The organism is Cyanobium sp. A1C-AMD, assembly GCF_024346495.1.
In the GTDB taxonomy this organism is placed as follows: Bacteria; Cyanobacteriota; Cyanobacteriia; order PCC-6307; family Cyanobiaceae; genus Cyanobium_A; species Cyanobium_A usitatum.
Genome location: NZ_JAGQDB010000047.1, coordinates 1 through 18,951 on the forward strand (window position 1 = coordinate 1; position 18,951 = coordinate 18,951).

General features: G+C 65.5%; 25 protein-coding genes and 1 tRNA gene. 12 read left to right on the top strand and 14 right to left on the bottom strand.

Translation table 11 applies throughout. The features are described 5' to 3' along the window. Nucleotides 1-144: 144 nt before the first annotated feature. The 7 genes from KBY74_RS08910 to hisF form a co-directional block, all read right to left on the bottom strand. A tRNA-Ser gene (locus tag KBY74_RS08910) sits at nucleotides 145-229 on the bottom strand. A 36-nt stretch (nucleotides 230-265) separates the two neighbouring features. Beyond that, nucleotides 266-2,209: a ComEC/Rec2 family competence protein gene (locus KBY74_RS08915; protein WP_254942385.1), complete on the bottom strand. Its 1,944-nt coding sequence runs from the start codon at nucleotides 2,207-2,209 to the stop codon at nucleotides 266-268. Nucleotides 2,210-2,332: 123 nt separating this feature from the next. Beyond that, nucleotides 2,333-2,527: a hypothetical protein gene (locus KBY74_RS08920; RefSeq protein WP_254942386.1), complete on the bottom strand. Its 195-nt coding sequence runs from the start codon at nucleotides 2,525-2,527 to the stop codon at nucleotides 2,333-2,335. After that, nucleotides 2,524-3,414 carry a glycine--tRNA ligase subunit alpha gene (glyQ, locus tag KBY74_RS08925; protein ID WP_254942387.1) on the bottom strand — a complete coding sequence of 297 codons (891 nt, stop codon included), beginning with the start codon at nucleotides 3,412-3,414 and terminating at the stop codon, nucleotides 2,524-2,526. The genes KBY74_RS08920 and glyQ overlap by 4 nt, the downstream gene beginning before the upstream one ends. Before the next feature lie 45 nt (nucleotides 3,415-3,459). Next, complete coding sequence (gene ubiE / locus KBY74_RS08930; RefSeq protein WP_254942388.1) at nucleotides 3,460-4,164, bottom strand: bifunctional demethylmenaquinone methyltransferase/2-methoxy-6-polyprenyl-1,4-benzoquinol methylase UbiE; 705 nt, start codon at nucleotides 4,162-4,164, stop codon at nucleotides 3,460-3,462. Further along, a complete protein-coding gene (locus KBY74_RS08935; protein ID WP_254942389.1) occupies nucleotides 4,151-4,435 on the bottom strand; it encodes a hypothetical protein in 285 nt (94 codons plus the stop codon). Before KBY74_RS08935 ends, ubiE begins: the two co-directional genes overlap by 14 nt. Nucleotides 4,436-4,480: 45 nt before the next feature. Further along, on the bottom strand, nucleotides 4,481-5,266 hold the full coding sequence (hisF, locus tag KBY74_RS08940; RefSeq protein ID WP_254942390.1) for an imidazole glycerol phosphate synthase subunit HisF: 786 nt from the start codon (nucleotides 5,264-5,266) through the stop codon (nucleotides 4,481-4,483). 57 nt (nucleotides 5,267-5,323) lie between these two features. On the opposite strand from hisF, the gene KBY74_RS08945 reads away from it, so the two are divergent. Genes KBY74_RS08945 through KBY74_RS08955 form a run of 3 tightly spaced genes read left to right on the top strand, consistent with a single transcriptional unit; the run spans nucleotide 5,324 to nucleotide 8,647 of the window. Beyond that, nucleotides 5,324-5,539 carry a DUF2862 domain-containing protein gene (locus tag KBY74_RS08945; RefSeq protein ID WP_254942391.1) on the top strand — a complete coding sequence of 72 codons (216 nt, stop codon included), beginning with the start codon at nucleotides 5,324-5,326 and terminating at the stop codon, nucleotides 5,537-5,539. An 11-nt stretch (nucleotides 5,540-5,550) separates the two neighbouring features. After that, nucleotides 5,551-6,531 carry a chlorophyll synthase ChlG gene (chlG, locus tag KBY74_RS08950; protein WP_254942392.1) on the top strand — a complete coding sequence of 327 codons (981 nt, stop codon included), beginning with the start codon at nucleotides 5,551-5,553 and terminating at the stop codon, nucleotides 6,529-6,531. Between the two features lies 1 nt (nucleotide 6,532). After that, on the top strand, nucleotides 6,533-8,647 hold the full coding sequence (locus KBY74_RS08955) for a transglycosylase domain-containing protein (RefSeq protein ID WP_396123168.1): 2,115 nt from the start codon (nucleotides 6,533-6,535) through the stop codon (nucleotides 8,645-8,647). Here KBY74_RS08955 and KBY74_RS08960 read toward each other — a convergent pair. Both KBY74_RS08960 and KBY74_RS08965 read right to left on the bottom strand, forming a co-directional pair. Further along, entirely contained in the window at nucleotides 8,644-10,017 is a 1,374-nt protein-coding gene (locus tag KBY74_RS08960; RefSeq protein WP_396123169.1) for a 16S rRNA (cytosine(967)-C(5))-methyltransferase, read from the bottom strand. The two genes, KBY74_RS08955 and KBY74_RS08960, sit on opposite strands and share 4 nt — an antisense overlap. Before the next feature lie 65 nt (nucleotides 10,018-10,082). Beyond that, nucleotides 10,083-10,445: an MGMT family protein gene (locus KBY74_RS08965; RefSeq protein WP_254942393.1), complete on the bottom strand. Its 363-nt coding sequence runs from the start codon at nucleotides 10,443-10,445 to the stop codon at nucleotides 10,083-10,085. A 195-nt stretch (nucleotides 10,446-10,640) separates the two neighbouring features. On the opposite strand from KBY74_RS08965, the gene KBY74_RS08970 reads away from it, so the two are divergent. Next, nucleotides 10,641-11,336 (top strand): TrmH family RNA methyltransferase, encoded by a 696-nt coding sequence (locus KBY74_RS08970; protein WP_254942394.1) that lies wholly within the window; start codon nucleotides 10,641-10,643, stop codon nucleotides 11,334-11,336. 7 nt (nucleotides 11,337-11,343) lie between these two features. On the opposite strand, the gene KBY74_RS08975 is transcribed toward KBY74_RS08970, so the two are convergent. After that, nucleotides 11,344-11,556 (bottom strand): hypothetical protein, encoded by a 213-nt coding sequence (locus KBY74_RS08975; protein ID WP_254935852.1) that lies wholly within the window; start codon nucleotides 11,554-11,556, stop codon nucleotides 11,344-11,346. Between the two features lie 54 nt (nucleotides 11,557-11,610). On the opposite strand from KBY74_RS08975, the gene KBY74_RS08980 reads away from it, so the two are divergent. Both KBY74_RS08980 and KBY74_RS08985 read left to right on the top strand, forming a co-directional pair. After that, the gene (locus tag KBY74_RS08980) at nucleotides 11,611-12,051 is read left to right on the top strand and encodes a DUF6165 family protein (RefSeq protein ID WP_254942395.1); all 441 of its coding nucleotides are present in this window, start codon (nucleotides 11,611-11,613) and stop codon (nucleotides 12,049-12,051) included. A 24-nt stretch (nucleotides 12,052-12,075) separates the two neighbouring features. After that, the gene (locus KBY74_RS08985; protein WP_254942396.1) at nucleotides 12,076-13,215 is read left to right on the top strand and encodes an ATP-binding protein; all 1,140 of its coding nucleotides are present in this window, start codon (nucleotides 12,076-12,078) and stop codon (nucleotides 13,213-13,215) included. 40 nt (nucleotides 13,216-13,255) lie between these two features. Here the strand turns inward: KBY74_RS08985 and KBY74_RS08990 are convergent, their stop codons facing one another. The 3 genes from KBY74_RS08990 to KBY74_RS09000 are packed head-to-tail and all read right to left on the bottom strand — an operon-like array spanning nucleotide 13,256 to nucleotide 14,914. Further along, nucleotides 13,256-14,119, bottom strand: coding sequence for an ABC transporter permease (locus KBY74_RS08990; RefSeq protein WP_254932458.1), 864 nt, complete (start codon nucleotides 14,117-14,119; stop codon nucleotides 13,256-13,258). 17 nt (nucleotides 14,120-14,136) lie between these two features. Beyond that, the gene (locus KBY74_RS08995; RefSeq protein WP_254942397.1) at nucleotides 14,137-14,592 is read right to left on the bottom strand and encodes a TA system VapC family ribonuclease toxin; all 456 of its coding nucleotides are present in this window, start codon (nucleotides 14,590-14,592) and stop codon (nucleotides 14,137-14,139) included. Then, nucleotides 14,573-14,914, bottom strand: a complete 342-nt coding sequence (locus tag KBY74_RS09000) for a hypothetical protein (RefSeq protein ID WP_254942398.1) — start codon at nucleotides 14,912-14,914, stop codon at nucleotides 14,573-14,575. The genes KBY74_RS08995 and KBY74_RS09000 overlap by 20 nt, the downstream gene beginning before the upstream one ends. Nucleotides 14,915-15,030: 116 nt before the next feature. On the opposite strand from KBY74_RS09000, the gene KBY74_RS09005 reads away from it, so the two are divergent. The 5 genes from KBY74_RS09005 (at nucleotide 15,031) to KBY74_RS09025 (ending at nucleotide 17,157) form a co-directional block, all read left to right on the top strand. Further along, entirely contained in the window at nucleotides 15,031-15,255 is a 225-nt protein-coding gene (locus KBY74_RS09005) for an AbrB/MazE/SpoVT family DNA-binding domain-containing protein (protein ID WP_254935848.1), read from the top strand. Further along, a complete protein-coding gene (locus tag KBY74_RS09010; RefSeq protein WP_254942399.1) occupies nucleotides 15,252-15,587 on the top strand; it encodes a type II toxin-antitoxin system PemK/MazF family toxin in 336 nt (111 codons plus the stop codon). The genes KBY74_RS09005 and KBY74_RS09010 overlap by 4 nt, the downstream gene beginning before the upstream one ends. 30 nt (nucleotides 15,588-15,617) lie before the next feature. Continuing rightward, nucleotides 15,618-15,887, top strand: coding sequence for a CopG family transcriptional regulator (locus KBY74_RS09015; protein WP_315859050.1), 270 nt, complete (start codon nucleotides 15,618-15,620; stop codon nucleotides 15,885-15,887). Then, complete coding sequence (locus tag KBY74_RS09020) at nucleotides 15,884-16,339, top strand: TA system VapC family ribonuclease toxin (protein WP_254942400.1); 456 nt, start codon at nucleotides 15,884-15,886, stop codon at nucleotides 16,337-16,339. Before KBY74_RS09015 ends, KBY74_RS09020 begins: the two co-directional genes overlap by 4 nt. Before the next feature lie 119 nt (nucleotides 16,340-16,458). Then, nucleotides 16,459-17,157 carry a response regulator transcription factor gene (locus tag KBY74_RS09025; RefSeq protein ID WP_254942401.1) on the top strand — a complete coding sequence of 233 codons (699 nt, stop codon included), beginning with the start codon at nucleotides 16,459-16,461 and terminating at the stop codon, nucleotides 17,155-17,157. On the opposite strand, the gene KBY74_RS09030 is transcribed toward KBY74_RS09025, so the two are convergent. Continuing rightward, nucleotides 17,126-18,478 carry a sensor histidine kinase KdpD gene (locus KBY74_RS09030; RefSeq protein WP_254942402.1) on the bottom strand — a complete coding sequence of 451 codons (1,353 nt, stop codon included), beginning with the start codon at nucleotides 18,476-18,478 and terminating at the stop codon, nucleotides 17,126-17,128. The two genes, KBY74_RS09025 and KBY74_RS09030, sit on opposite strands and share 32 nt — an antisense overlap. Before the next feature lie 105 nt (nucleotides 18,479-18,583). Between KBY74_RS09030 and KBY74_RS09035 the strand changes: the two genes are divergently transcribed. Further along, nucleotides 18,584-18,951, top strand: a 368-nt coding sequence (locus KBY74_RS09035; protein ID WP_254942403.1) for a prepilin-type N-terminal cleavage/methylation domain-containing protein, incomplete at its 3' end; no start/stop codon positions are given.

Genomic DNA, 18,951 nt, shown 5'->3' on the forward strand with positions numbered 1-18,951 from the left:
ATTCGAGGCGGGATGCAGGCGGTGATGCACGACATCACGACACTGCTTGAGATGGCAGGGCGACAACCGAAATCAGCAACTTGCTGAGACTTTGAATCAGCCCTGGGTCTGGACGAATCAGACCCTTTGAAAACTCTTGAGAAGCGGAGAGGGTGGGATTCGAACCCACGGAAGGTTTCCCTTCAAACGATTTCGAGTCGTTCGCTTTCGACCACTCAGCCACCTCTCCAAAGACCCGCTGGGCCAAATCCATAGTAAGGATCGGTCAGCCGAGGGCGGCCTGCAGGTATCCACTGGGACCGCTGGCCGCCCAGGCCGCGGGCAAGCCCGCCGGGATAGCGCCACTGAGCCACAGCCGCTTGGCGCCAAGCTCCTTGAGGTGGCGGCGCTCGCGGGCGTAGGGCGTAAAACCCAGCCAGACGCCATCAATTCGGCCGCGCAGCACGCTTGGCTCTGAGCCATCGGCGGCCAGCTGCCGCCAGGCCCAGAGCGCCTGGCGGTCGGGCAACAGCAGCCAACGCCAACGGCCCAGCTGCAGCTGGATGGCCCGGCTCTCGATCGCCACCGGTGCGGCGCTCAGCCCAGGGCTAGCGAGCCTTTGACCAGGCTGAAACGGCAGGCTTCCATCGGCACTGGCCATCACCAGGCCCGCCTGCCCCTGCCAGCAGTGCGGCTGCTCGGGCGCCAGCGGATCTAGCAGTAGGGCCCAGTCGTAGCGCTGCACCCCCAGGCCCCGGGCCAGCTGGCTGGCCTGGCTGCAACTGAAGCCATCACCAGAACTGCTCACCAGCACCGCCCGGCCCTGGTGCCGCGCCACCAGCAGATCCAGCCGCCCCTGGTGCACCAGCAACAACTGGTCGGCGCTGAGCAAGCTGAACTGCACCGCCACCACCAGCGCAAACAGGGCACCACCCAACAGGCGCCAGCGCCGGGCCAGGGCAGGCCAGGCCAGCGCCAGCAGCGCCACAGTGAAAAGCAGCACCAGGCCCGGGGCGGGGCGTCCCAATTGCCACTGGGCCATGGGCAGCGCCGCAAACACCTTGACCACCGCCACCAACACACTGGTAAGCCAGGCCACGGGCGCGGTGGCCAGCGGTAGCAGCGGCGGCAGTATCACCGCCAAGCAGGCCAGGGCCATCGCCCCGAGGGTGAGGGGGGTGAGCAGGGGTGCCACCACCAAATTGGCTGGCACCGCATAGAGGGGCACCACGCCGAAGTGCAGCAGCTGCAGCGGCAGGGTGTAGAGCGAGGCCGCCAGCGGCACCGCCGTGGCCACGGCCAACCAACCCGGCAGCCAGCGGCGCAGGCCCAGCTCCAGCGGCCGGGCCGACACCACCAGCGCAGCAGTCGCCACAACGCTCAGCTGGAAGCCCACATCGAGCAGCCAGTCGGGCCGCGCCAGCAGCAACACCAGGGCGCTGGCGGCCAGGATCCCCAAGGGCCTGCCGCGATAGCCGCACTCCACCACCCCCAGGGCCAGGGCCCCCATCAGCACTGCCCTGAGAACGGAAGGCTGGGGGCCTGCCAACAGCACAAATAGGCCCATCGCCGCCGCCGCCAAAGTGAGCCGCCCCAGCCGCGGCAAGCGCTTGCCCAGGGGCAGCACCACGCCCAGCAGCACCGACAAATGGAAGCCGGAAGCCGCCAGGGCATGGGATAGCCCCGCTGCCCGAAAGGCATCGCGCAGCTCCGCCGGCACGGGCACCACGGCGCTACCGAGCACCAGGGCAGCCAGCACGCTGCCGTTGTTTGGGCCGGCATGCTGCACCAGCGCCTGGGCCATGCGGCGGCGCAGGTCTGCCACCGGCGTTGCCGCACGCTGCAGCACCGCAAAATCCTGCACCTGCAGCTGGCTGAAGCTTCCCTGGCGCACCAGTCGCTCTGCCGGTGCGGCCAGCAGGGGATGGGGCGACACCTGGGGGCGCCGCAGGCGTCCCTGCACCTGCAGGCGCCAACCCTGCTGCAGCTCCGGGCACTGGCCGAAGCGCAGTTCGGTGCGGCCCACGGGCAGCTGCAGCAGGGCCCGGCAGGCCCCACCACCGCCGCTGGGCACCGGACCACCGCTGGGCACTGGATCACTGAGCAGAACACCCCGCAGCGTCAGCTCCAGTGGGCCACCGGCTGCCTCGAGTTGAAGCACTGGATCGCCGGCTGCCGGCTGGGGCGGCGTGAACGCCAGCCAGCCCACCCGCAGCAGCAGCAGGGCCAAAAGCAGGCCCCACACAAGCGGCTTAAGGCGCGGCCCGGCTGCGCCGTCAGTGTTCGCCCAACCCCCACAACAGGCCACTGGCCACTCCGCATGAACCCAGCCAGGGTTCCCACGCGGGCTGGGTTAGAGGCGAGGAATCTGCAGCAACAGCTCGCAGAGCTCCCGGCTCGGCATCTCCTGGCCCAAAAGCGGTGCCACCAGCTTGGCCACCGGGCGCAGGCGACAGGGCCACACTGCCCGCTCACTTAAGCGCCCCAACTGGAAGCTGCCGCCGGCCAGCACCACCACCAGCAAGCTGCGCTGCAGCAGCCTCTTCACGCCGCCACGGGGCGTTTGGCCTCAGCGAGCAGCGGAAAACCGAGGGCTTCCCTTTCGGCCAGCCAGGCCTCCGCCACCTGACGGGCCAGGGTGCGGATGCGGCCGATCGTGGCGGTGCGCTCCGTGACCGAGATCACGCCGCGGGCCTCCAGCAGGTTGAAGGTGTGGCTGCACTTGAGCACGAAATCCAGGGCTGGAGCGGGTAGCTGCTTGGCCACCAGATCTGCCGCCTCCGCCTCATAGATGGCAAACAGCTGCTGAAGCCGCTCGGGGTTGGAGGCTTCGAAGTTGTAGGCGCAGTGGCCCTTCTCAAACGGCAGCCAGATGTCGCCGTAGGAGCGATTGCCATCCCAGCTCAGATCCCAGATGCTCTCCACATCCTGGAGATACATGGCCAGGCGCTCCAGCCCGTAGGTGATTTCAATCGACACCGGACGGCAATCGAGGCCGCCGCACTGCTGGAAATAGGTGAACTGGGTGACCTCCATGCCATCGAGCCAAACCTCCCAGCCCACACCCCAGGCGCCCAGCGTCGGCGATTCCCAGTTGTCTTCAACAAAGCGAATGTCGTGCTCCCGGGCGCGGATGCCCAGCGCTTCCAGCGAGGCCAGATAGGTCTCCTGGATGCCATCGGGGCTGGGCTTGATCAGCACCTGATATTGGAAATAGTGCTGGGCCCGGTTGGGGTTGTCGCCGTAGCGGCCATCGGTGGGGCGGCGACAGGGCTCGGGGTAGGCCACGGCCCAGGGCTCGGGCCCGATCGCCCGCAGCACCGTGTGGGGGCTCATCGTGCCGGCGCCCTTCTCGGTGTCGTAGGGCTGCAGGATCAGACAGCCCTGGTCGGCCCAGAAGCGGTTCAGGGTGCTGATGATGTCCTGGAAGTTCACGCTGGTGTGCTGGATCGCGGTCCCATTCTCGGTACCGGCAGCCCCTCAGGCCACCAGCTCCAGCAAACCCATCAGGCCGCCAGCCAGGGGCCGATGCCTCACTTCGCTGAAGCCCGCCCGCCGCGCCAGCTGCTGCTGCTCGTAGCCGGTGGGAAACCGCTGCAGGCTCTCCTCCAGGTAGGCGTAGTGCTCGGGAATGCCGAACCGCTCGGCGGTGGGCACCACCAACCGGCGTAGATAAAAGCTCTGGAAGCTCTCTACCGCCCCAGAGGTGCGATTGAAATCAAGCACTGCGGCGCGGCCGCCGTCGCGCAACAGCCGCCGCAACTCCAGCAGGCCTGCCCCTGGATCAGCGAGGTTGCGCAGCCCGTAGGCGATCACGGCCCCATCGCAACTAGCGCTCGCCAAGCCAGTGGCCAGGGCATCCCCCTGCTGCCAGCTCACCACTAGCCAGGGCTGGGCGGCTGCCCGCCGGGCCGCCACAGCCAGGGGGGCAGCGGCCGCATCTATGCCGAGCACGCTTCCACCCGGCCGCACCCGGGAAGCCAGCACTAGGGCCAGATCGCCGGTGCCGCAACAAAGATCTAAAAGATGCTGGCCAGGCTGGGGCTGCAACCAAGCAATCGCCTGACGTTTCCAGAGGCGATGCAGGCCAAAACTGAGCAGGTCGTTGAGCTGGTCGTAGCGGGGCGCTATCTGCTCGAAAAGCTCCTGAACCCCCTGTGGATCTCCGGGCCTAAAGCTGGCCATCCCAAGGCAACACAATCGAATCGAGACTGATGCCCGCATCCACAGCAGGCAGCAAGCTGGGGCTGGTGAAGGTGAGCACCATCACGGTGGCCAGGCCAACTGCAGCTGAGCACACCATGCAGCCAGCCAGCATCAGCGAAAATTCCCGGCGATCACTGGCGGCCTGCATCAGCTGCAGCGCCCAAGCAATCAAAGTCACCACAGCCGCCACCATGCCGAGAGCAATTGCGGTGGAGGCGGTAGAGGGCAGTACGGGAAGGGCGGAAAACAAGTGCTGGCCGAACCAAGTGAAGGTCTTTAAGCAATGTAACGAGCCTTAACAACTCAATGCGAGGGGCCGGATCGGCAAACCACGACGCAGCAGCTCAGTCTTGATTTGCTCAACACTGAGAATGCCATCGTGCAGCAAGGAGGCCAAGAGGGCTGCTGAGGCATGGCCACCCGCCGGACCGGGGTCGAGGGCCTCAGCGAGGTGGTCGATGCAGCCGGCACCGCCGGAGGCGATCACTGGCACCTGCAGCGCATCGGCCACGGCGCGGGTGAGCTCCAGGGCGTAGCCCGCCTGGGTGCCATCACCATCCATGGAGGTGAGCAGGATCTCGCCAGCTCCGAGGGCCACCACCTGCCGGGCCCAGTCCACCGCATCGAGGCCCGTGTTCTCGCGGCCACCTTTGACGTACACATCCCAGCCCCCGCCAGCGCGGGCCCGGGCATCGATCGCCACCACGATGCATTGGCAACCAAAGCGCTCGGCGCCGCGGGCCACCAGCTCGGGATCGCGCACGGCTGATGAGTTGAGGCTCACCTTGTCGGCGCCGGCGCGCAGCAGGGCGGTGATGCCCTCAACGCTGCTGATGCCACCGCCCACGGTGAAGGGAATGGTGACCGCCTCAGCGGTGCGTTGCACCAACTCCACCAGGGTGCCGCGGCCCTGATGGCTGGCGGCGATGTCGAGGAAAACCAGCTCATCGGCCCCAGCGGCGCTGTAGCGACAGGCCAGCTCGACCGGGTCACCGGCATCGCGCAGCCCAACAAAATTCACCCCTTTCACCACCCGGCCATCGGCCACGTCGAGACAGGGAATGATCCGCTTGGCAACCATGGACTCGAGCTCCGTAGGACACTGTTAAGGTTGCGCAACTTTCCAGTCGCGCCGGCCATGTCCCAGGCTGCCACCATCAACATCGGCTCGAAGGTGCGGATCACCCGGGTTCGGGATCGCATCTCGAGCAAGATGGTTGATTCCTTAAAGGCAGACTCCAGCGGCACCGTGACCGGCTTCCGCACGGTGGATGGCAAGGGCATCGGCGTGGTGGTTGAACTGAGCGATGGTGAAGTCGCCTGGTTCTTTGACGACGAACTCACCCTCGCCTGAGGCCTAGGCCGTTGAGCAACAGCCCCAATCCCGAAGCGGCCAGCGGCGGCGGCGCCCGTCAGCTGCTCGGCATGAAGGGTGCCAGCGGCACCAGCAGCATCTGGAAAATCCGGCTGCAGCTGATGAAGCCGGTCACCTGGATACCCCTGATTTGGGGTGTGCTGTGCGGTGCTGCCGCCTCAGGCAATTTCCACTGGAGCATCAGCGAGGTGGGCGCCTCGATCGCCTGCATGCTGATGAGCGGGCCCCTGCTGGCCGGCTACACCCAAACGATCAACGACTACTACGACCGCGAAATCGACGCGATCAACGAGCCTTACCGGCCAATTCCTTCAGGAGCGATTCCTTTAGGCCAGGTGAAGGCCCAGATCTGGATCCTGCTGCTAGCAGGGCTAGGAGTGGCCTACGGCCTTGATCTCTGGGCCGGTCACACCACCCCGGTGCTGCTGCTGCTTGCCCTGGGCGGCTCCTTTGTGAGCTTCATCTATTCAGCTCCACCGCTGAAGCTCAAGCAAAACGGTTGGCTGGGCAACTACGCCCTTGGCGCCAGCTACATCGCCCTGCCCTGGTGGGCAGGCCAGGCACTTTTTGGCCAGCTCACCTGGACCACCGCCCTGCTCACCCTGGCCTACTCCTTAGCCGGCCTAGGCATCGCCGTGGTCAACGACTTCAAGAGCGTCGAGGGCGACCGAGCCATGGGCCTGCAATCCCTGCCGGTGGCTTTCGGTATCGAGAAAGCCAGCTGGATCAGCGCCGGCATGATCGATGTGTTTCAGCTGGCGATGGTGGCCGTGCTGATCGCCATCGGCCAACACTTCGCGTCGGTGTTGTTGGTGCTGCTGATCATTCCCCAGATCACCTTCCAGGACATCTGGCTGCTGCGTGATCCAGTTGCCTTCGATGTCAAATACCAGGCAAGCGCCCAACCATTTCTGGTGCTCGGCATGCTCGTGACCGCCCTGGCAATCGGCCACAGCTCCCTCGTTAGCTGAGGTGAACCGCCAGCGCCCCGCCACCGGCAAAGCTCCCCAGCCCCGCCGCACCAACCTAGTGGGAGTAGGGCTGCTTGCCGCCCTGATTGGCGGCGGCGTTGCCTGCGGCCAGGCGGCGCTAGTGGCGGGCTTTGACAGCCTGCTGCCCGACGCCCGCGGCATCAACCACTTCAACCGCCCAGGCACCCTCACCATCCTCTCGGCCGATGGCCAGGTGGTGCACAAGATCGGGCCGGTTACTCGCGAAAAGCTGACGCCCGAAACGATGCCGGCGTTGGTGCAGCAGGCTTTTATCGCCGCGGAAGACCGGCGCTTCTATCAGCACGACGGCATTGACCCGGTGGGGATCGGCCGGGCCATGGTGCGCAACCTGCGCAAGGGCTCGGTGGAGGAGGGGGCCAGCACGATCACCCAGCAGCTGGCCCGCACCGTATTTCTGAGCCAGGATCGCACCCTGATTCGCAAGCTCAAGGAGGCCGCCCTGGCCGGCAAGCTCGAGCGCCAGCTCAGCAAACCGCAGATCCTCACCGAATACCTCAACGTTGTTTATCTCGGCTCGAGCGCCTACGGCGTTGCCGACGCGGCCTGGGTGTATTTCACAAAAACCCCCGACCAGCTAACCCTCCCGGAAGCCGCCCTGATCGCAGGGCTGCCACCAGCTCCCTCGGTTTATTCGCCTCTTGTGAATCCCGACCTGGCCCTGGAGCGGCGGGCCGTGGTGCTGCGCCGCATGGTGGAGGCGGGCTTCATCAGCGTCAGTGAGCAACAGCAGGCTGAAGCGGCACCGCTGCAACTCAAACCAGCTGAACCCAAATACTGGGACAGCCGAGCCCCCTACTTCAGCGGCTGGGTGCAGCAGGAACTGCCCAAAGTGCTCAGCCCCGAGCAGCTCGAGGTGGGTGGTTTGACAGTGCGCAGCAGCGTCAATTTGGCCTGGCAGGAGAAGGCGCAGTCGGCGGTGAACACCTATGCCACCGGCAGCATGCAGGGCGCTCTGGTGGCGATGGAGCCCGGCACCGGCCTGGTGCGGGCGATGGTGGGTGGCACCGACTTCAAGGACAGCCAGTTCAATCGGGCAGCCCAGGCCCTGCGCTCGCCCGGCTCCACCTTCAAGTTGTTTGTCTATCTCACGGCCCTGCAGCGGGGGATGCTGCCAGAGCGAATATTCCGCGATTCGGCCCGCTGCTTCGCCGGCTACTGCCCCAAGAATTTCGGCAACCGCTACTTCGGTTCGGTGTCGATGGTGATGGCGCTGCAGAACTCGCTCAACACGGTGGCGGTGGGACTGCTGCAGGAGCTGGGCTTCGACAAGGTGATTGAAACGGCCAAGAACCTCGGCATCACCCGCGAGCTGGGGCGCTTCTACCCCCTAGCCCTTGGCGCTACCGAGCAAACCGTGGTGGACATGACCGCCGCCTACGCCGCCATCAATAACGGTGGTATCTACGTGAAACCAACACCGTTTGTGGAGATCCTCGGCCCCGATGGCGAGCTGCTTTGGAGCCGCCGGGTAGATGGCGATCAAGGGCGCCGGGCCGTCAGTAGCGACATTGCTGCCCTGATGCTGTGGATGCTGGAGCAGGCGGTGCGGTCGGGCCCGGGCGGCGGCGCGGCCCTGCCAGACCGGCCGGTGGCCGGCAAAACGGGCACCTCAGAGGGGGGCCGCGACCTGTGGTTTATCGGCTCGATTCCCCAGCTCACCACTGGGGTGTGGCTGGGCTACGACGACAGCCGCACCACCAGGGACACCAGCGTGGTGGCCACCTACGCCTGGCGGGCCTTTATGGCGCCGATCAGCAAGGACCTACCAGTGCGCCAGTTTCCGCCCAAGCCGCAGCTAGAGGACACCTACCGGCGCGATAAGAAGCAAGCTGAGCGCCGCCGTGAACCGGCAGCCAGCCCAGAAAGCTGGCGTGAGCCGGAGCCCCAGCCTTTGGAGCTTGATCCCACCCCCAGCCTCAACGAGCAGCCCTACACACCAGCCGTACCGGCCAGCCCTGCCGCGCCCCAGCCGCAAACATCGAGCACCCCTGCTGCCCCTAGCCCGGCGCCCGCCCCACCACCACCGCTGGAAGCCCCGCCACCCCCGGTAGTGGCGCCACCACCACCCCCTTAGGACTGCAGCCGGGCGGCAAAAAAGCCGTCGCCACCACTGGCGGCTGGCCAGCGCTGCCAGCTCTGCTGCAGCTGCCAGCCAGGGTGATCGGCAAGGAAACGAGCGAGCAGCTGGCCATTTTCAGCCGGATGCACGGTGCAGGTGGCATACACCAGCTGGCCGCCCGGCTTGAGCAGGGGCAGCAGGGATTCCAGCAGGGCCCGCTGCAGGGGCACCAACTCGGTGATCGTTTCGGGGCTGATCCGCCAGCGGGCATCGGCGTGGCGGGCCAGGGTGCCGAGGCCCGAACAGGGGGCATCCAGCAGGATGCGATCAAACCAGCCGAGCCACTCAGGCTTCTCAGCCGCCAGGGCGGTGGCATCGGCGGCCAGGGTGTGGATGCACTGCAGGCCAAGGCGGGCGGCATTGACGCCCACCCGGCGCAGGCGCCCCTCGGAGCGATCCACGGCCCACACCTCACCCTCGTTGCCCATCAGCTCAGCGAGATGGGTGCTCTTGCCACCGGGGGCGGCGCAGGCATCGAGGATCCGCTCGCCGGGCTGGGGATCGAGCAGCAGACCCACAGCCTGGGCAGAGCGGTCTTGCACGCACCAGTGCCCCTCGGCGTAGCCGGGCAGGGCGCGCAACTCACCGCTGCGGCCCAGCAGCGTAAGACCCCCGGGCAGATCCGGCAGGGGGGCCGCCTCGATCCCGGCAGCAGTGAAGGCCTCCAAAGCAGCAGCGGGGGTGGTGCGCAGCAGGTTGAGGCGCAGGTCGAGGGCGGGGGGTTGGTTGCAGGCCAGACCGAAGGCCTCGGGGTCAGGCCACTGCAACGCAATCTCAGCGAGCCAGGCGGGCAGGGAATGGCGCAGGCCATAGCTGGCGGCGGGGTCACTGGGCAGGGGGCCCAAACCATCCCAGGGCTCAGGCCCGGCCTCCGCGCGCCGGCGCCCGCAAGCCCTTAGTAGGCCATTGGCCACCGGCGCCAGCCGGCCGAGTTTGCCCCGTTTCGCCAGCTCCACGGTGGTGCTCACCGCCGCAGAGGCCGGCACCCGGCTGCTGAACAGCAGCTGGTAGAGCCCCAGGTGCAGCAGCCAGCGCAACTTGGGCGGCTGGCGGGCGGCGGGAACCTTGCCGAGGGCATCGAGCCAGGCATCGAGCAGGCGCCGCTGGCGGATGGTGCCGTAGGCAAGTTCGGTGGCTAGGGCCCGGTCGGCGCCCTCAAGGGGATGGCGCTGCAGCTCCCGCTCGAGCGCCACATCGGCGTATGCGCCAGCGCCCACCGCCAGCAACACCTGCCAGGCAAGCTGGCGCGGCGCCAGGCCAATCGCGGGAGTTTCGGCTGGGGGGGCGAGTGCCAGGGAGTGGGACAGCGGAGGGCAAGGCTCCACAACTAGCGCGCAGGGGTGTGACGGGCTGGGGAGGTGGATGTTTTTTGCTAGTTAGCTAAGGAGAACTAATTGATAAACACACCATCTCCATCCCCAGCTCCAGTTCCAGCCCGCCAACGGTGCTGGGCCAGGGGAAGCTGGCCGGCTGCATCTACGGGGATGCCTTCAGCGAGCAGCAGCTCACGCTGGATCCAGTCGCTGCCTTCACGGCTGGGGTTGAAGCTGATCTGGCCGCGGGCATTCACCACCCGCTGCCAGGGAATGGGCGACGGCAACGGCAGCCGCCGCAGGGCCCAGCCCACCTGGCGGGCGGCGCCCCACACCCCAACCAGCTCAGCGATCTGGCCGTAGGTGGCCAACTTTCCGCAAGGGATCTGGGCCACGACGGCGTAAACCCGCTGATCAAAGGTGGGAGCGGGAGCTTGCATCGAGCGCCGGGCGGGAGGAAGCAAAGCTGGCTTGAGCTTGGGCAACCGAATGTTGAACCCAGCCTAAAAACAAAAAAGTGACTGCCGAAGGCCTATTTGTCATGCGATTGACTTGTCATTGGGGAGACTGGGCATTCGGGAGACTTGTCATTCGGGAGATGCCCGTGATTCCGCACCTCAACTAAGCCCGACGCCATGCCCCTACTGCCCCGCCGCTTTGAGCGGCTCAAGGCCGTGCTCGATCGCCGCATGGGCGATCTCACCGTGGTGCTTGAGCACGTGGACAAGCCCCACAACCTCTCGGCGATCCTGCGCAGCTGCGATGCAGTAGGGGTGCTGGAGGCCCATGTAGTGAGCCTGGCGGGCCGCACGCCCACCTTCAATTGCACCTCTAAGGGCAGTGAAAAGTGGGTGCCGCTGCATCGCCATAGCGACGGCGCCAGCGTGGCCCTGCTGCGCCAACTCAAGGACCAGGGCTTTCGGCTCTATGGCACCCACCTGTCGGTGGAAGCGGTGGACTACCGCCAGTGCGACTTCACCGGCCCCAGCGCCCTGGTGCTGGGTGCCGAGAAGTGGGGATTAAGCGCTGAAGCGGCGGCATTGGTAGATCAGCCGATCGTGATCCCGATGCACGGCATGGTGCAGTCGCTGAATGTGAGCGTGGCCTGCGCCACCTTGCTGTTTGAGGTGCTGCGTCAGCGGCAGGTGGCCGGGGTGCTGCCCAGCCACGGCGAAGGGGTGCCGACGGGGCGCTACGACAACCTGCTGTTTGAGTGGGCCTATCCGGAGGTGGCGGCCTGGTGCCAGCGCGAAGGCCGCCCATATCCAAGCCTTGATGCCGAGGGGGCCATCAGCGAAACCCTGCCCCGTACGATCAAGCTGCGCTACTAATGCTCGGCTACTGATATCTGCGGGCACTGGGCAGCCACAGGGCCAAGCCGAGGCCCAGCAGCTCCAGGAAAATCTGGCGGCCGCCGAGCAGCACCACCGCCAGGGCAACGGCAGCGAGAAACTTCTGGAACAGGCTCCAAACGTCGTCGTCATTGGCGTTGCCGCTGCACCAAAGCGCCGCCGCGGCAGAGAGCAGAAGCAGATCCAACCACCAGGGCACTGGCTATCCAAAGGGTGAAGGGGTGCTTCCATTGTGGGGTGAACCTCGCAGGCCGTGTCCCCTAGCCCAGCCAGCTTGCAGATTCCGGCTTCGATCGGAGAGGTGGTCGACAAGATCACGATCCTGGAGCTCAAGGCCGCTCGGCTCAGCGGCGAGCGGCTGGCGAACGTGGAGCTGGAGCGGCAGCTGCTGCTGGGTTGCCTGGAGGCAGCGGGCCTGGCGGTGGCAGAAGACCTGTTTGACACCCTGCGCCAGATCAACGCCAAGCTCTGGGCCATCGAAGACGACATCCGCGCCCTTGAGGCCAAGCAGGACTTCGGCAACGCTTTCGTCGCCCTGGCGCGGGCCGTTTATTTCACCAATGACGAACGGGCCGCGGTGAAACGCGCCATCAACGAGCGCCACGGCTCAGCGATTGTGGAGGAGAAGCTTTACGCCAGCTACGGCGATGGAACCCAAGCGAGCAAACGCCTAGATCCCGTGCAAAATGGCTAGCAAAACTCCATTTTGGCTGCGTATATGGCGGCAGTGCGGCGATTTTTGCAGCCACCTCCTGGCAGCTTCTTTCTTTTTGGCCCCCGCGGCACCGGCAAGTCGACCTGGCTGGCACAGGTGTTTCCCGAAGCCCTGCGGCTGGATCTGCTGGCACCGGATGTACTGAGGGCCTACCAGGCCCGGCCGGAGCGGCTGGCCGAATTAATCGCTGCCGCTGGCAAGACAGCGCACACGGTGGTGATCGACGAAATCCAAAAAGCCCCCCAGTTGCTCGATGTGGTGCATGCCCTGGTGGAGCAGCGGCGTGATCTGCGTTTTGTGCTCACCGGTTCGAGTGCTCGCAAGCTGCGCCACGGGGCTGCCAACCTGCTCGGCGGGCGGCTGGTGGCAGTGCACATGGGGCCCTTCATGGCTGCTGAGCTCGGCCAGGATTTTGATCTGATGCGGGCCCAATCCAATGGACTAGTGCCCCTCGTGTGGCAGGCAGTGGATCCCCAGGCAACCCTGGCGGCCTATGCCTCGCTGTATCTGCAGGAAGAGGTGCAGGCAGAAGCCCTGGTGCGTCAGATCGGGGATTTCGCAAGGTTTCTAGAGGTGATTAGCTTTTCGCAGGGCTCATTACTAAACCTGGCAAACCTGGCCCGGGAAACCGAGATACCCCGCAAAAGGGCCGAAAGCTATCTGGGAATTCTTGAGGATCTGTTGATCAGCTTTCGACTACCGGTGTTTCAACGGCGTGCCCAGCGGCAGCTGGTGCAGCACCAGAAGTTTTTCTGCTTCGATGCCGGAGTTTTTCGCTCCCTCAGGCCCCGCGGCCCGCTTGATGCACCGGAGGAAATTGGCGGCATCGCTCTGGAATCTCTGGTGGCACAGCACCTGCGGGCGCTCTGCCAGCTGCGGCCAGGAGGGGCCCAACTCAGCTTCTGGCGCACCCGATTTGGATTGGAGGTGGATTTCGTTGTGTATGGCCCAGACCTGTTTATGGCAATCGAGGTGAAACACAGCAGGCGCATCGATCGGAGCGACCTCAAGGCGCTGCGGGCCTTCGGCGAGGACTACCCGGAAGCAGAGCGCTTGCTGCTCTCCTTTTGCCCAGAACCGCTGCTGATCGATGGCATCCGCTGTGAACCGCTGGAAGCCTGGCTTAGGCAGCTGCGCCCCTGAAGGAGCCAGGCTTCTGCTCTGGGCTTTCAAGATCTGGGCTTCAGGATCCAGTACGCTGAGCGCTGCCACCGCTGAGCCAGGTCTCGAGGCCCTCGCCTAAAAACGACAGCCCCAGCACCAGCACAAACATGGCCAGGCCCGGGTAGAGGGCGGTCCACCAGATGCCTGTGGGCACGGCGGTGAGGGCCTGCTGCAGGTCGCCACCCCATTCGGGGATGGTTTCGGGCAGGCCCAGGCCAAGAAAGCCGAGGCCACCGAGCACCAGCACGGCATCGGCGGCGTTGAGGGTGAGCAGCACCGGCACCGAGGTGATCACGTTGCGCAGCAGGTAGCGGCGCAGGATCCAGATCGGGCCGGCGCCAAGCGACTGGGCCGCCTCCACAAACAACTCGGCCTTCACCTGGGCGGTTTGGTTGCGCACCACTCGGAAGTATTGGGGGATGTAGACGACGCAAAGGGCGGCGGCGGCATTGGGCAGGCCCCGGCCCAGCAGGAAGGCCAGCACAACCGAGAGCAGTAGCACCGGCAGGGTGTAGAGGGTGTCCATCAGCAGCACCAGCACCCGATCCACCCAGCCGCCCAGGTAGCCGCTCACCATGCCCAGCGGCACACCGATCAGCAGGGCGATCACCAGGGCCAGCAGCACCACCTGCAGGGCCACGCCACTGCCGGCAAGGGTGCGCACGCACACATCGCGGCCCAAACGATCGGTGCCGCACCAGTGGCTCAGCGAGGGCTGGGCATAGATCGGATTTTGCAAGCCGGAATTGGGATCGGCCAGCCAGCCGGCATGCACCAGCAGCGGCGTGAGCAGGGCCACCAGGGCGTAGGCCACCACGATCACCAACCCCCAGCGGGCCATGCGGGCCGAGAGGCTGGGGGCGCGGCGCAGCGATAGGAGCATGGCGCGACCTTACGCAGCTAGGCGGCGGGAGGCAACAGCCACAGATCCAATCCCTGGGGCTGAAAGCTGCGGAAATCACGATCGAAGCTGATCAAGCGCCAGCCGCCAACAATTGCCACGGCAGCCAGATAGGCATCCATCCAGCGCTTGGGGGCCACCTGATCGACAGCGGCCAACCTGACCCAGTGAGCCATTACCCCGGGCGGCTCCTCCACAAACGCCACCTGCCGAAGCGCTAACCACTGCTCCAGTGCAGCCATGGCATCGGCATTGGTAGCTCGTTCCACACCGCACGAGCGGAACACGGCAGCCGTGCTGGCTAGGCGCAGAAAGCTCTGCTGCGTGGCCCGACACCACAGCCATGGGTCTGCGGGTGTGGCAGCCAAGAGCTCCTGGCGAGCGCGCTGATGACAAGGATGGCCTTCAAAGGTGACGGCCAACCACACGTTGGTGTCAACCAGGGAAGCCGGCACGCTGCTGGTCCTCCGCCGCCAGGGTGGTGTACTCAAGCTCCAAAAGCTCCTGCAGCGAGGGAATTTGCGGCGCCACAGCGGAATCGCGGCGGAACACCGGCAGGCCATCGGCCGCCAACTCAAGTGGACTGCCTGGCCGGGTTGCTGGCTTGGCACCCACCTGGCTCAATCCCTGGCGAATGAACTCGGCGACCAGGTCTTTAAAGGGGCGACCTTCATGCAGGGCGCGCTGCCTGGCCTGACGCAGCAGCGTGTCTGGCAGATCGATGGTGGTTTTCACGTTGGACCACCTCAGCAACCAACGTAGCCAGCTTACTGGCATGCCAGCAACCATGCCCAGTTGACAATGCCCAGTTGACCATGCGAGCCGAAAGGCTTCCTTACCGAAAGGAGACCTCCGCCCTAGGTTGGGATACCAAGGCCATTGGTGAGAGGGTGATGGAGGTCGCAACCCTTACGGCCAAGGGGCAAGTGACCGTACCCAAGGCGGTGCGTGAAGCCCTGGGGCTCCGGCAAGGGGATCAACTCAGCTGGGAGTTGGAGGATGGCTCGGTCCGCGTGCGGGCAATTGCTCCGCTCGACCTGGCCTACCTACGAAGCCTCGATGCCAGCCTGCAGGAGTGGAGCAGCCCAGCGGATGAGGAAGCCTTCGCAGGGCTATGAAGCCGTTTGAACGTCATTCACTGGTTCTGGTGCCGTTCCCCTTCACGGATAGCGCCACCCAGAAGCGGCGCCCGGCGGTGGTGCTGTCTTCACCCGACTTCCAGCGCGCCTCAGGCCACGTGCTGCTGGCGATGGTGACGTCGGCCAAGCAATCCGCGTGGCCCCTGGATTGGACGATCCAGAACCACCAGGCCGCCGGCCTGCCCCAGCCCTGCCTGGTGCGCTTCAAGGTATTCACGCTGGATGAACGCCTGATCCTGAAGACCCTGGGACACCTGGCTCCGCCCGATCGCGATGGGGTCGCCGCCCAGCTGCACCAACTGGTGGACTGAGAACGACGCTGACGCTCGCGGCTAAGGTTGATGATTGATGCCTCACACCAGATGCGCACCACCCTGCGGCTGGATGACGACGTGCTCTCAGCAGCACGGGTGCTGGCTCGCGAACAGCGCCAACCCATCGGGAACGTGATCAGCGAATTGCTACGCCGCGCCCTAACCACCCCAGGGCCAGCAGATCCCGGCAGCCCGCCGCCGGAGCAGCGCAATGGGTTTCCGTTGCTGCCCCTGCAACCCAGCGGAGGCCCCGTGGATCTTGAGCTCGTCAACAGCCTGCGGGAGGACGGGGAGTGATCCCTGTTGCCCTGCTCGATGCCAACGTGCTGATTGCCTTAATCGACCCAAGGCATGTGCACCACGAGAGCTGCCACCGCTGGTTTTCCAGCCGGGGCGAAGCTCCCTGGGCCAGTTGTGTGATCACCCAGAACGCAGTCCTGCGCATCGTGGGACATCCCCGCTACCCGAATTCCCCGGGATCGCCGGCGGTGGTGAGCCGGATCCTGGAGGAGCTGGTTGGCCATCCGCAGCACCGGTTCTGGGCAGACGCCCCGAGCCTGCTGGGCCTTAGCCATGTCACCCCCCGGGCCCTGGTGGACTCGGGCCAGATCACCGACACCTATCTCCTAGCTCTGGCGGTGCAACAGGGAGGGGTGCTGGCCAGCCTGGACCAACGCCTCACCACCGTTGCCGTGGCAGGCGGGCAGGCCAGCCTCGAACTGATTGCCAAGGACACCGCAGGCTCATAGCCACCAATCCTGCCAATCGTTCGATCCAATCGCAGCATTGGCAGGACTCAACCCCAGGATTGGCAGGCCTTGCCCCTGATCGAACTGACCAGCAGCTGGGCGCCCCCTAACCTCTGCCAATGCCCAGTGCCCGCCTACTGATCGTCGACGACGACCCGGAGCTGCGGGTCTTTCTGCGCACCGAGCTGGAGATCGAGGGCTACGCCTGCACGGAGGCGGGCAGCGGCAAGCAGGCGCTGATGCAGCTGCGGGAGAGCCGCTGGGACCTGCTGCTGCTGGATTGGACCCTACCGGATTTCAGCGGTGTGGAGATCTGCAGGCGCTTGCGGGGCAGCGACGACCAGACCCCGGTGCTGATGCTCACCGCCCGCGATGACGTGCGCGAACGAGTGGAGGCGCTCGATGCCGGCGCCGACGACTACCTCACCAAGCCCTTTTCGATCGAGGAGCTGCTGGCCCGAGTGCGGGCACGGCTGCGCAGCGCCAGCAAAGCCAGCAGCGAGCCTGAGACACTGCAATTGGCGGATCTGCAGCTCACCCCAGCCAGCCGGGAGGTGAGTCGCGGCGCCGAAAGCATCAGCCTCACCGGCCGGGAATTTGAGCTGTTGCACCTACTACTGCGCCAGCCCAATCAGGTGCATAGCCGCCAAGAGATCCTCAACGCGGTGTGGGGCGAGCAATGGGTTGGCGACGACAACGTGCTCGATGTGTATATCCGGGCGCTGCGCCGCAAGCTGGAGCGAGAAGACCGGCCAACCCTGATTCAGACCGTCCGCGGCGTGGGCTTCATGCTGAAGGAGGGCCCCCCAAAGGCCTAGCCAGGGGCAGGTGCAGCTGAAAATCAGCGCCGCCGCCGGGGGCATCAGCCACCTGCACCGAGCCACCCATCGCCTCCATCAAAAGCCGCACCACGGCCAGGCCGATGCCACTGCCGCGGTTGCTGGAATTAATGGAGGCGCTGCCGCGGGCGAAACGTTCAAAGATCGCCTCGCGCTCGCCAGCTTCCACACCAGGGCCTTGGTCACACACATGCAGCACCAGGGAATTGCCCTGCTGATCGGCAGCAAGGCTGACCGGCAGCGGCGTGGGGCTGTAGTGGAGAGCATTTTCGATCAGGGCGGCCAGGCACTCCTGCAGCCGCTCCGGATCCCCCATCGCCACTGGCAGCTCCGCCGCTGGCGTGTCTAGGTGCAAGCGCCAGCCACTGCTGAAGACCAGCCGCTCATAGGCCTGCACTATGGCCTCATCAGCCAAGATCGGCTGCCGCCGCAACTGCAGGCGGCCGGAATCCTGGCGGGCCAGATCAAGCAGGTTGCTCACGAGGCTGCCCATGCGCATGGCCTCCTGCTCAATCAGCCGCAGGGAGGGGGCGCTGGCTTCCAAGCCCGGCTGGCGCAGCAGGCGCTGGGCGTGGCCAGAGATCAGGGTGATCGGCGTGCGCAGCTCATGGGCCACCCCATCTACAAACGATCGCTGCCGCTCCCAGGAAACCGTTAGGCGCTGCTGCAGGTCGTTGAAAGCAAGGGCGATGGGCTGCAGCTCCTCGGGCTGCTCGGCCACGGGGATCTGGTCGGAAGCCAACGGCGGCGCCTGGGTGGCGGAGAGCTGGGTGGTGAATTCCTGCAGAGGCTGCACCAGGCCGCGCTGCAACACCAGCCGCAACAGGCCACTGGTGAACAGACTGGAAACCCCGGCCGCCACCACCAGCAGCCAGAAGGCCAGGCGCTCCTGCTGCACTGAAGAAGTCACGTTTTGCTCCACCAACAGCTGCGCGCGACTGCCATCGGAGAGAGCCAGCGGCACCTGGCTCAACAGCCACTCCTGGCCGCCACGGCTCTCCAGCGCAGGCATCGCCATTGGCCCTGAAGCACGACTTCCCCAAGGCTGCAGCAGCTGGAGGCGCCAGCCCGGCAGCAGGGCGGCCTCCAGCAGGGGCTGGAGCTGGCGGCGTTCGCTGGCCCGGCTACTGAGCTCAGCGGCGAGTTGCTCAGCCAGCTGGCGGTGGGCTGCGTTGCGGTGCAGGCCGGCCAACTGCTGGTTGAAAAGCAGCAGCAGGCTGTAGCCGGCCAGCACCGCGAGCAGCGATGTGCTCTGTAGCCAAAGCCGCAGGAGCGAAATCCGCACAGTCCAGCGGGGCATGGCACGCCATTCAGGCAATCCTCAGATTCTGCTCAGTTTGCCTCTGTTGGCACAGCCGCAAAACAGCGCAATAGTTAAACCAGTAACCACCAAACGAGCTTTTCCATGACCTCCAGCCTCCAATCCAAGCTTCTGGCCCAACGCGCGATGTTCCAGCGTCTCCAAAGTTCTAAGAAACGCAGCAAACTTCAGGCCGGCTTCACGCTGGTGGAACTGCTGATCGTTGTGATCATCATTGGCATCCTGTCGGCCATCGCCATTCCTGCATTTCTGAACCAACAAGAAAAAGCCAGAGCAAAGGCAGCCGATTCAACCGTGATGAGCGCAGCACGAGCATGCGCCGCTCTTCAAATTGACACCGAACACCTTTTGTTCGCTGCACCAGCTGGTATTACTCCCGCCACTTGTGCCGCAACCGGGACCTTGCAAACCTATACATCTTTGGCTGCTAATTTTCCCGGCCTTACCACACA

Excerpts from the sequence above, each read along its gene's own strand:
- KBY74_RS09015 (WP_315859050.1), top strand. The coding sequence starts at position 15,618 with ATGATTGATGCCTCACACCAGATGCGCACCACCCTGCGGCTGGATGAC.
- KBY74_RS08990 (WP_254932458.1), bottom strand. The coding sequence starts at position 14,119 with ATGCTCCTATCGCTGCGCCGCGCCCCCAGCCTCTCGGCCCGCATGGCC.
- KBY74_RS08970 (WP_254942394.1), top strand. The coding sequence starts at position 10,641 with ATGCCCCTACTGCCCCGCCGCTTTGAGCGGCTCAAGGCCGTGCTCGAT.
- ubiE (WP_254942388.1), bottom strand. The coding sequence starts at position 4,164 with ATGGCCAGCTTTAGGCCCGGAGATCCACAGGGGGTTCAGGAGCTTTTC.
- KBY74_RS09010 (WP_254942399.1), top strand. The coding sequence starts at position 15,252 with ATGAAGCCGTTTGAACGTCATTCACTGGTTCTGGTGCCGTTCCCCTTC.
- KBY74_RS08965 (WP_254942393.1), bottom strand. The coding sequence starts at position 10,445 with ATGCAAGCTCCCGCTCCCACCTTTGATCAGCGGGTTTACGCCGTCGTG.
- KBY74_RS09030 (WP_254942402.1), bottom strand. The coding sequence starts at position 18,478 with ATGCCCCGCTGGACTGTGCGGATTTCGCTCCTGCGGCTTTGGCTACAG.
- KBY74_RS09005 (WP_254935848.1), top strand. The coding sequence starts at position 15,031 with ATGGAGGTCGCAACCCTTACGGCCAAGGGGCAAGTGACCGTACCCAAG.
- KBY74_RS08945 (WP_254942391.1), top strand. The coding sequence starts at position 5,324 with ATGTCCCAGGCTGCCACCATCAACATCGGCTCGAAGGTGCGGATCACC.
- KBY74_RS09000 (WP_254942398.1), bottom strand. The coding sequence starts at position 14,914 with ATGCCAGTAAGCTGGCTACGTTGGTTGCTGAGGTGGTCCAACGTGAAA.
- hisF (WP_254942390.1), bottom strand. The coding sequence starts at position 5,266 with ATGGTTGCCAAGCGGATCATTCCCTGTCTCGACGTGGCCGATGGCCGG.
- KBY74_RS09025 (WP_254942401.1), top strand. The coding sequence starts at position 16,459 with ATGCCCAGTGCCCGCCTACTGATCGTCGACGACGACCCGGAGCTGCGG.
- KBY74_RS08985 (WP_254942396.1), top strand. The coding sequence starts at position 12,076 with ATGGCGGCAGTGCGGCGATTTTTGCAGCCACCTCCTGGCAGCTTCTTT.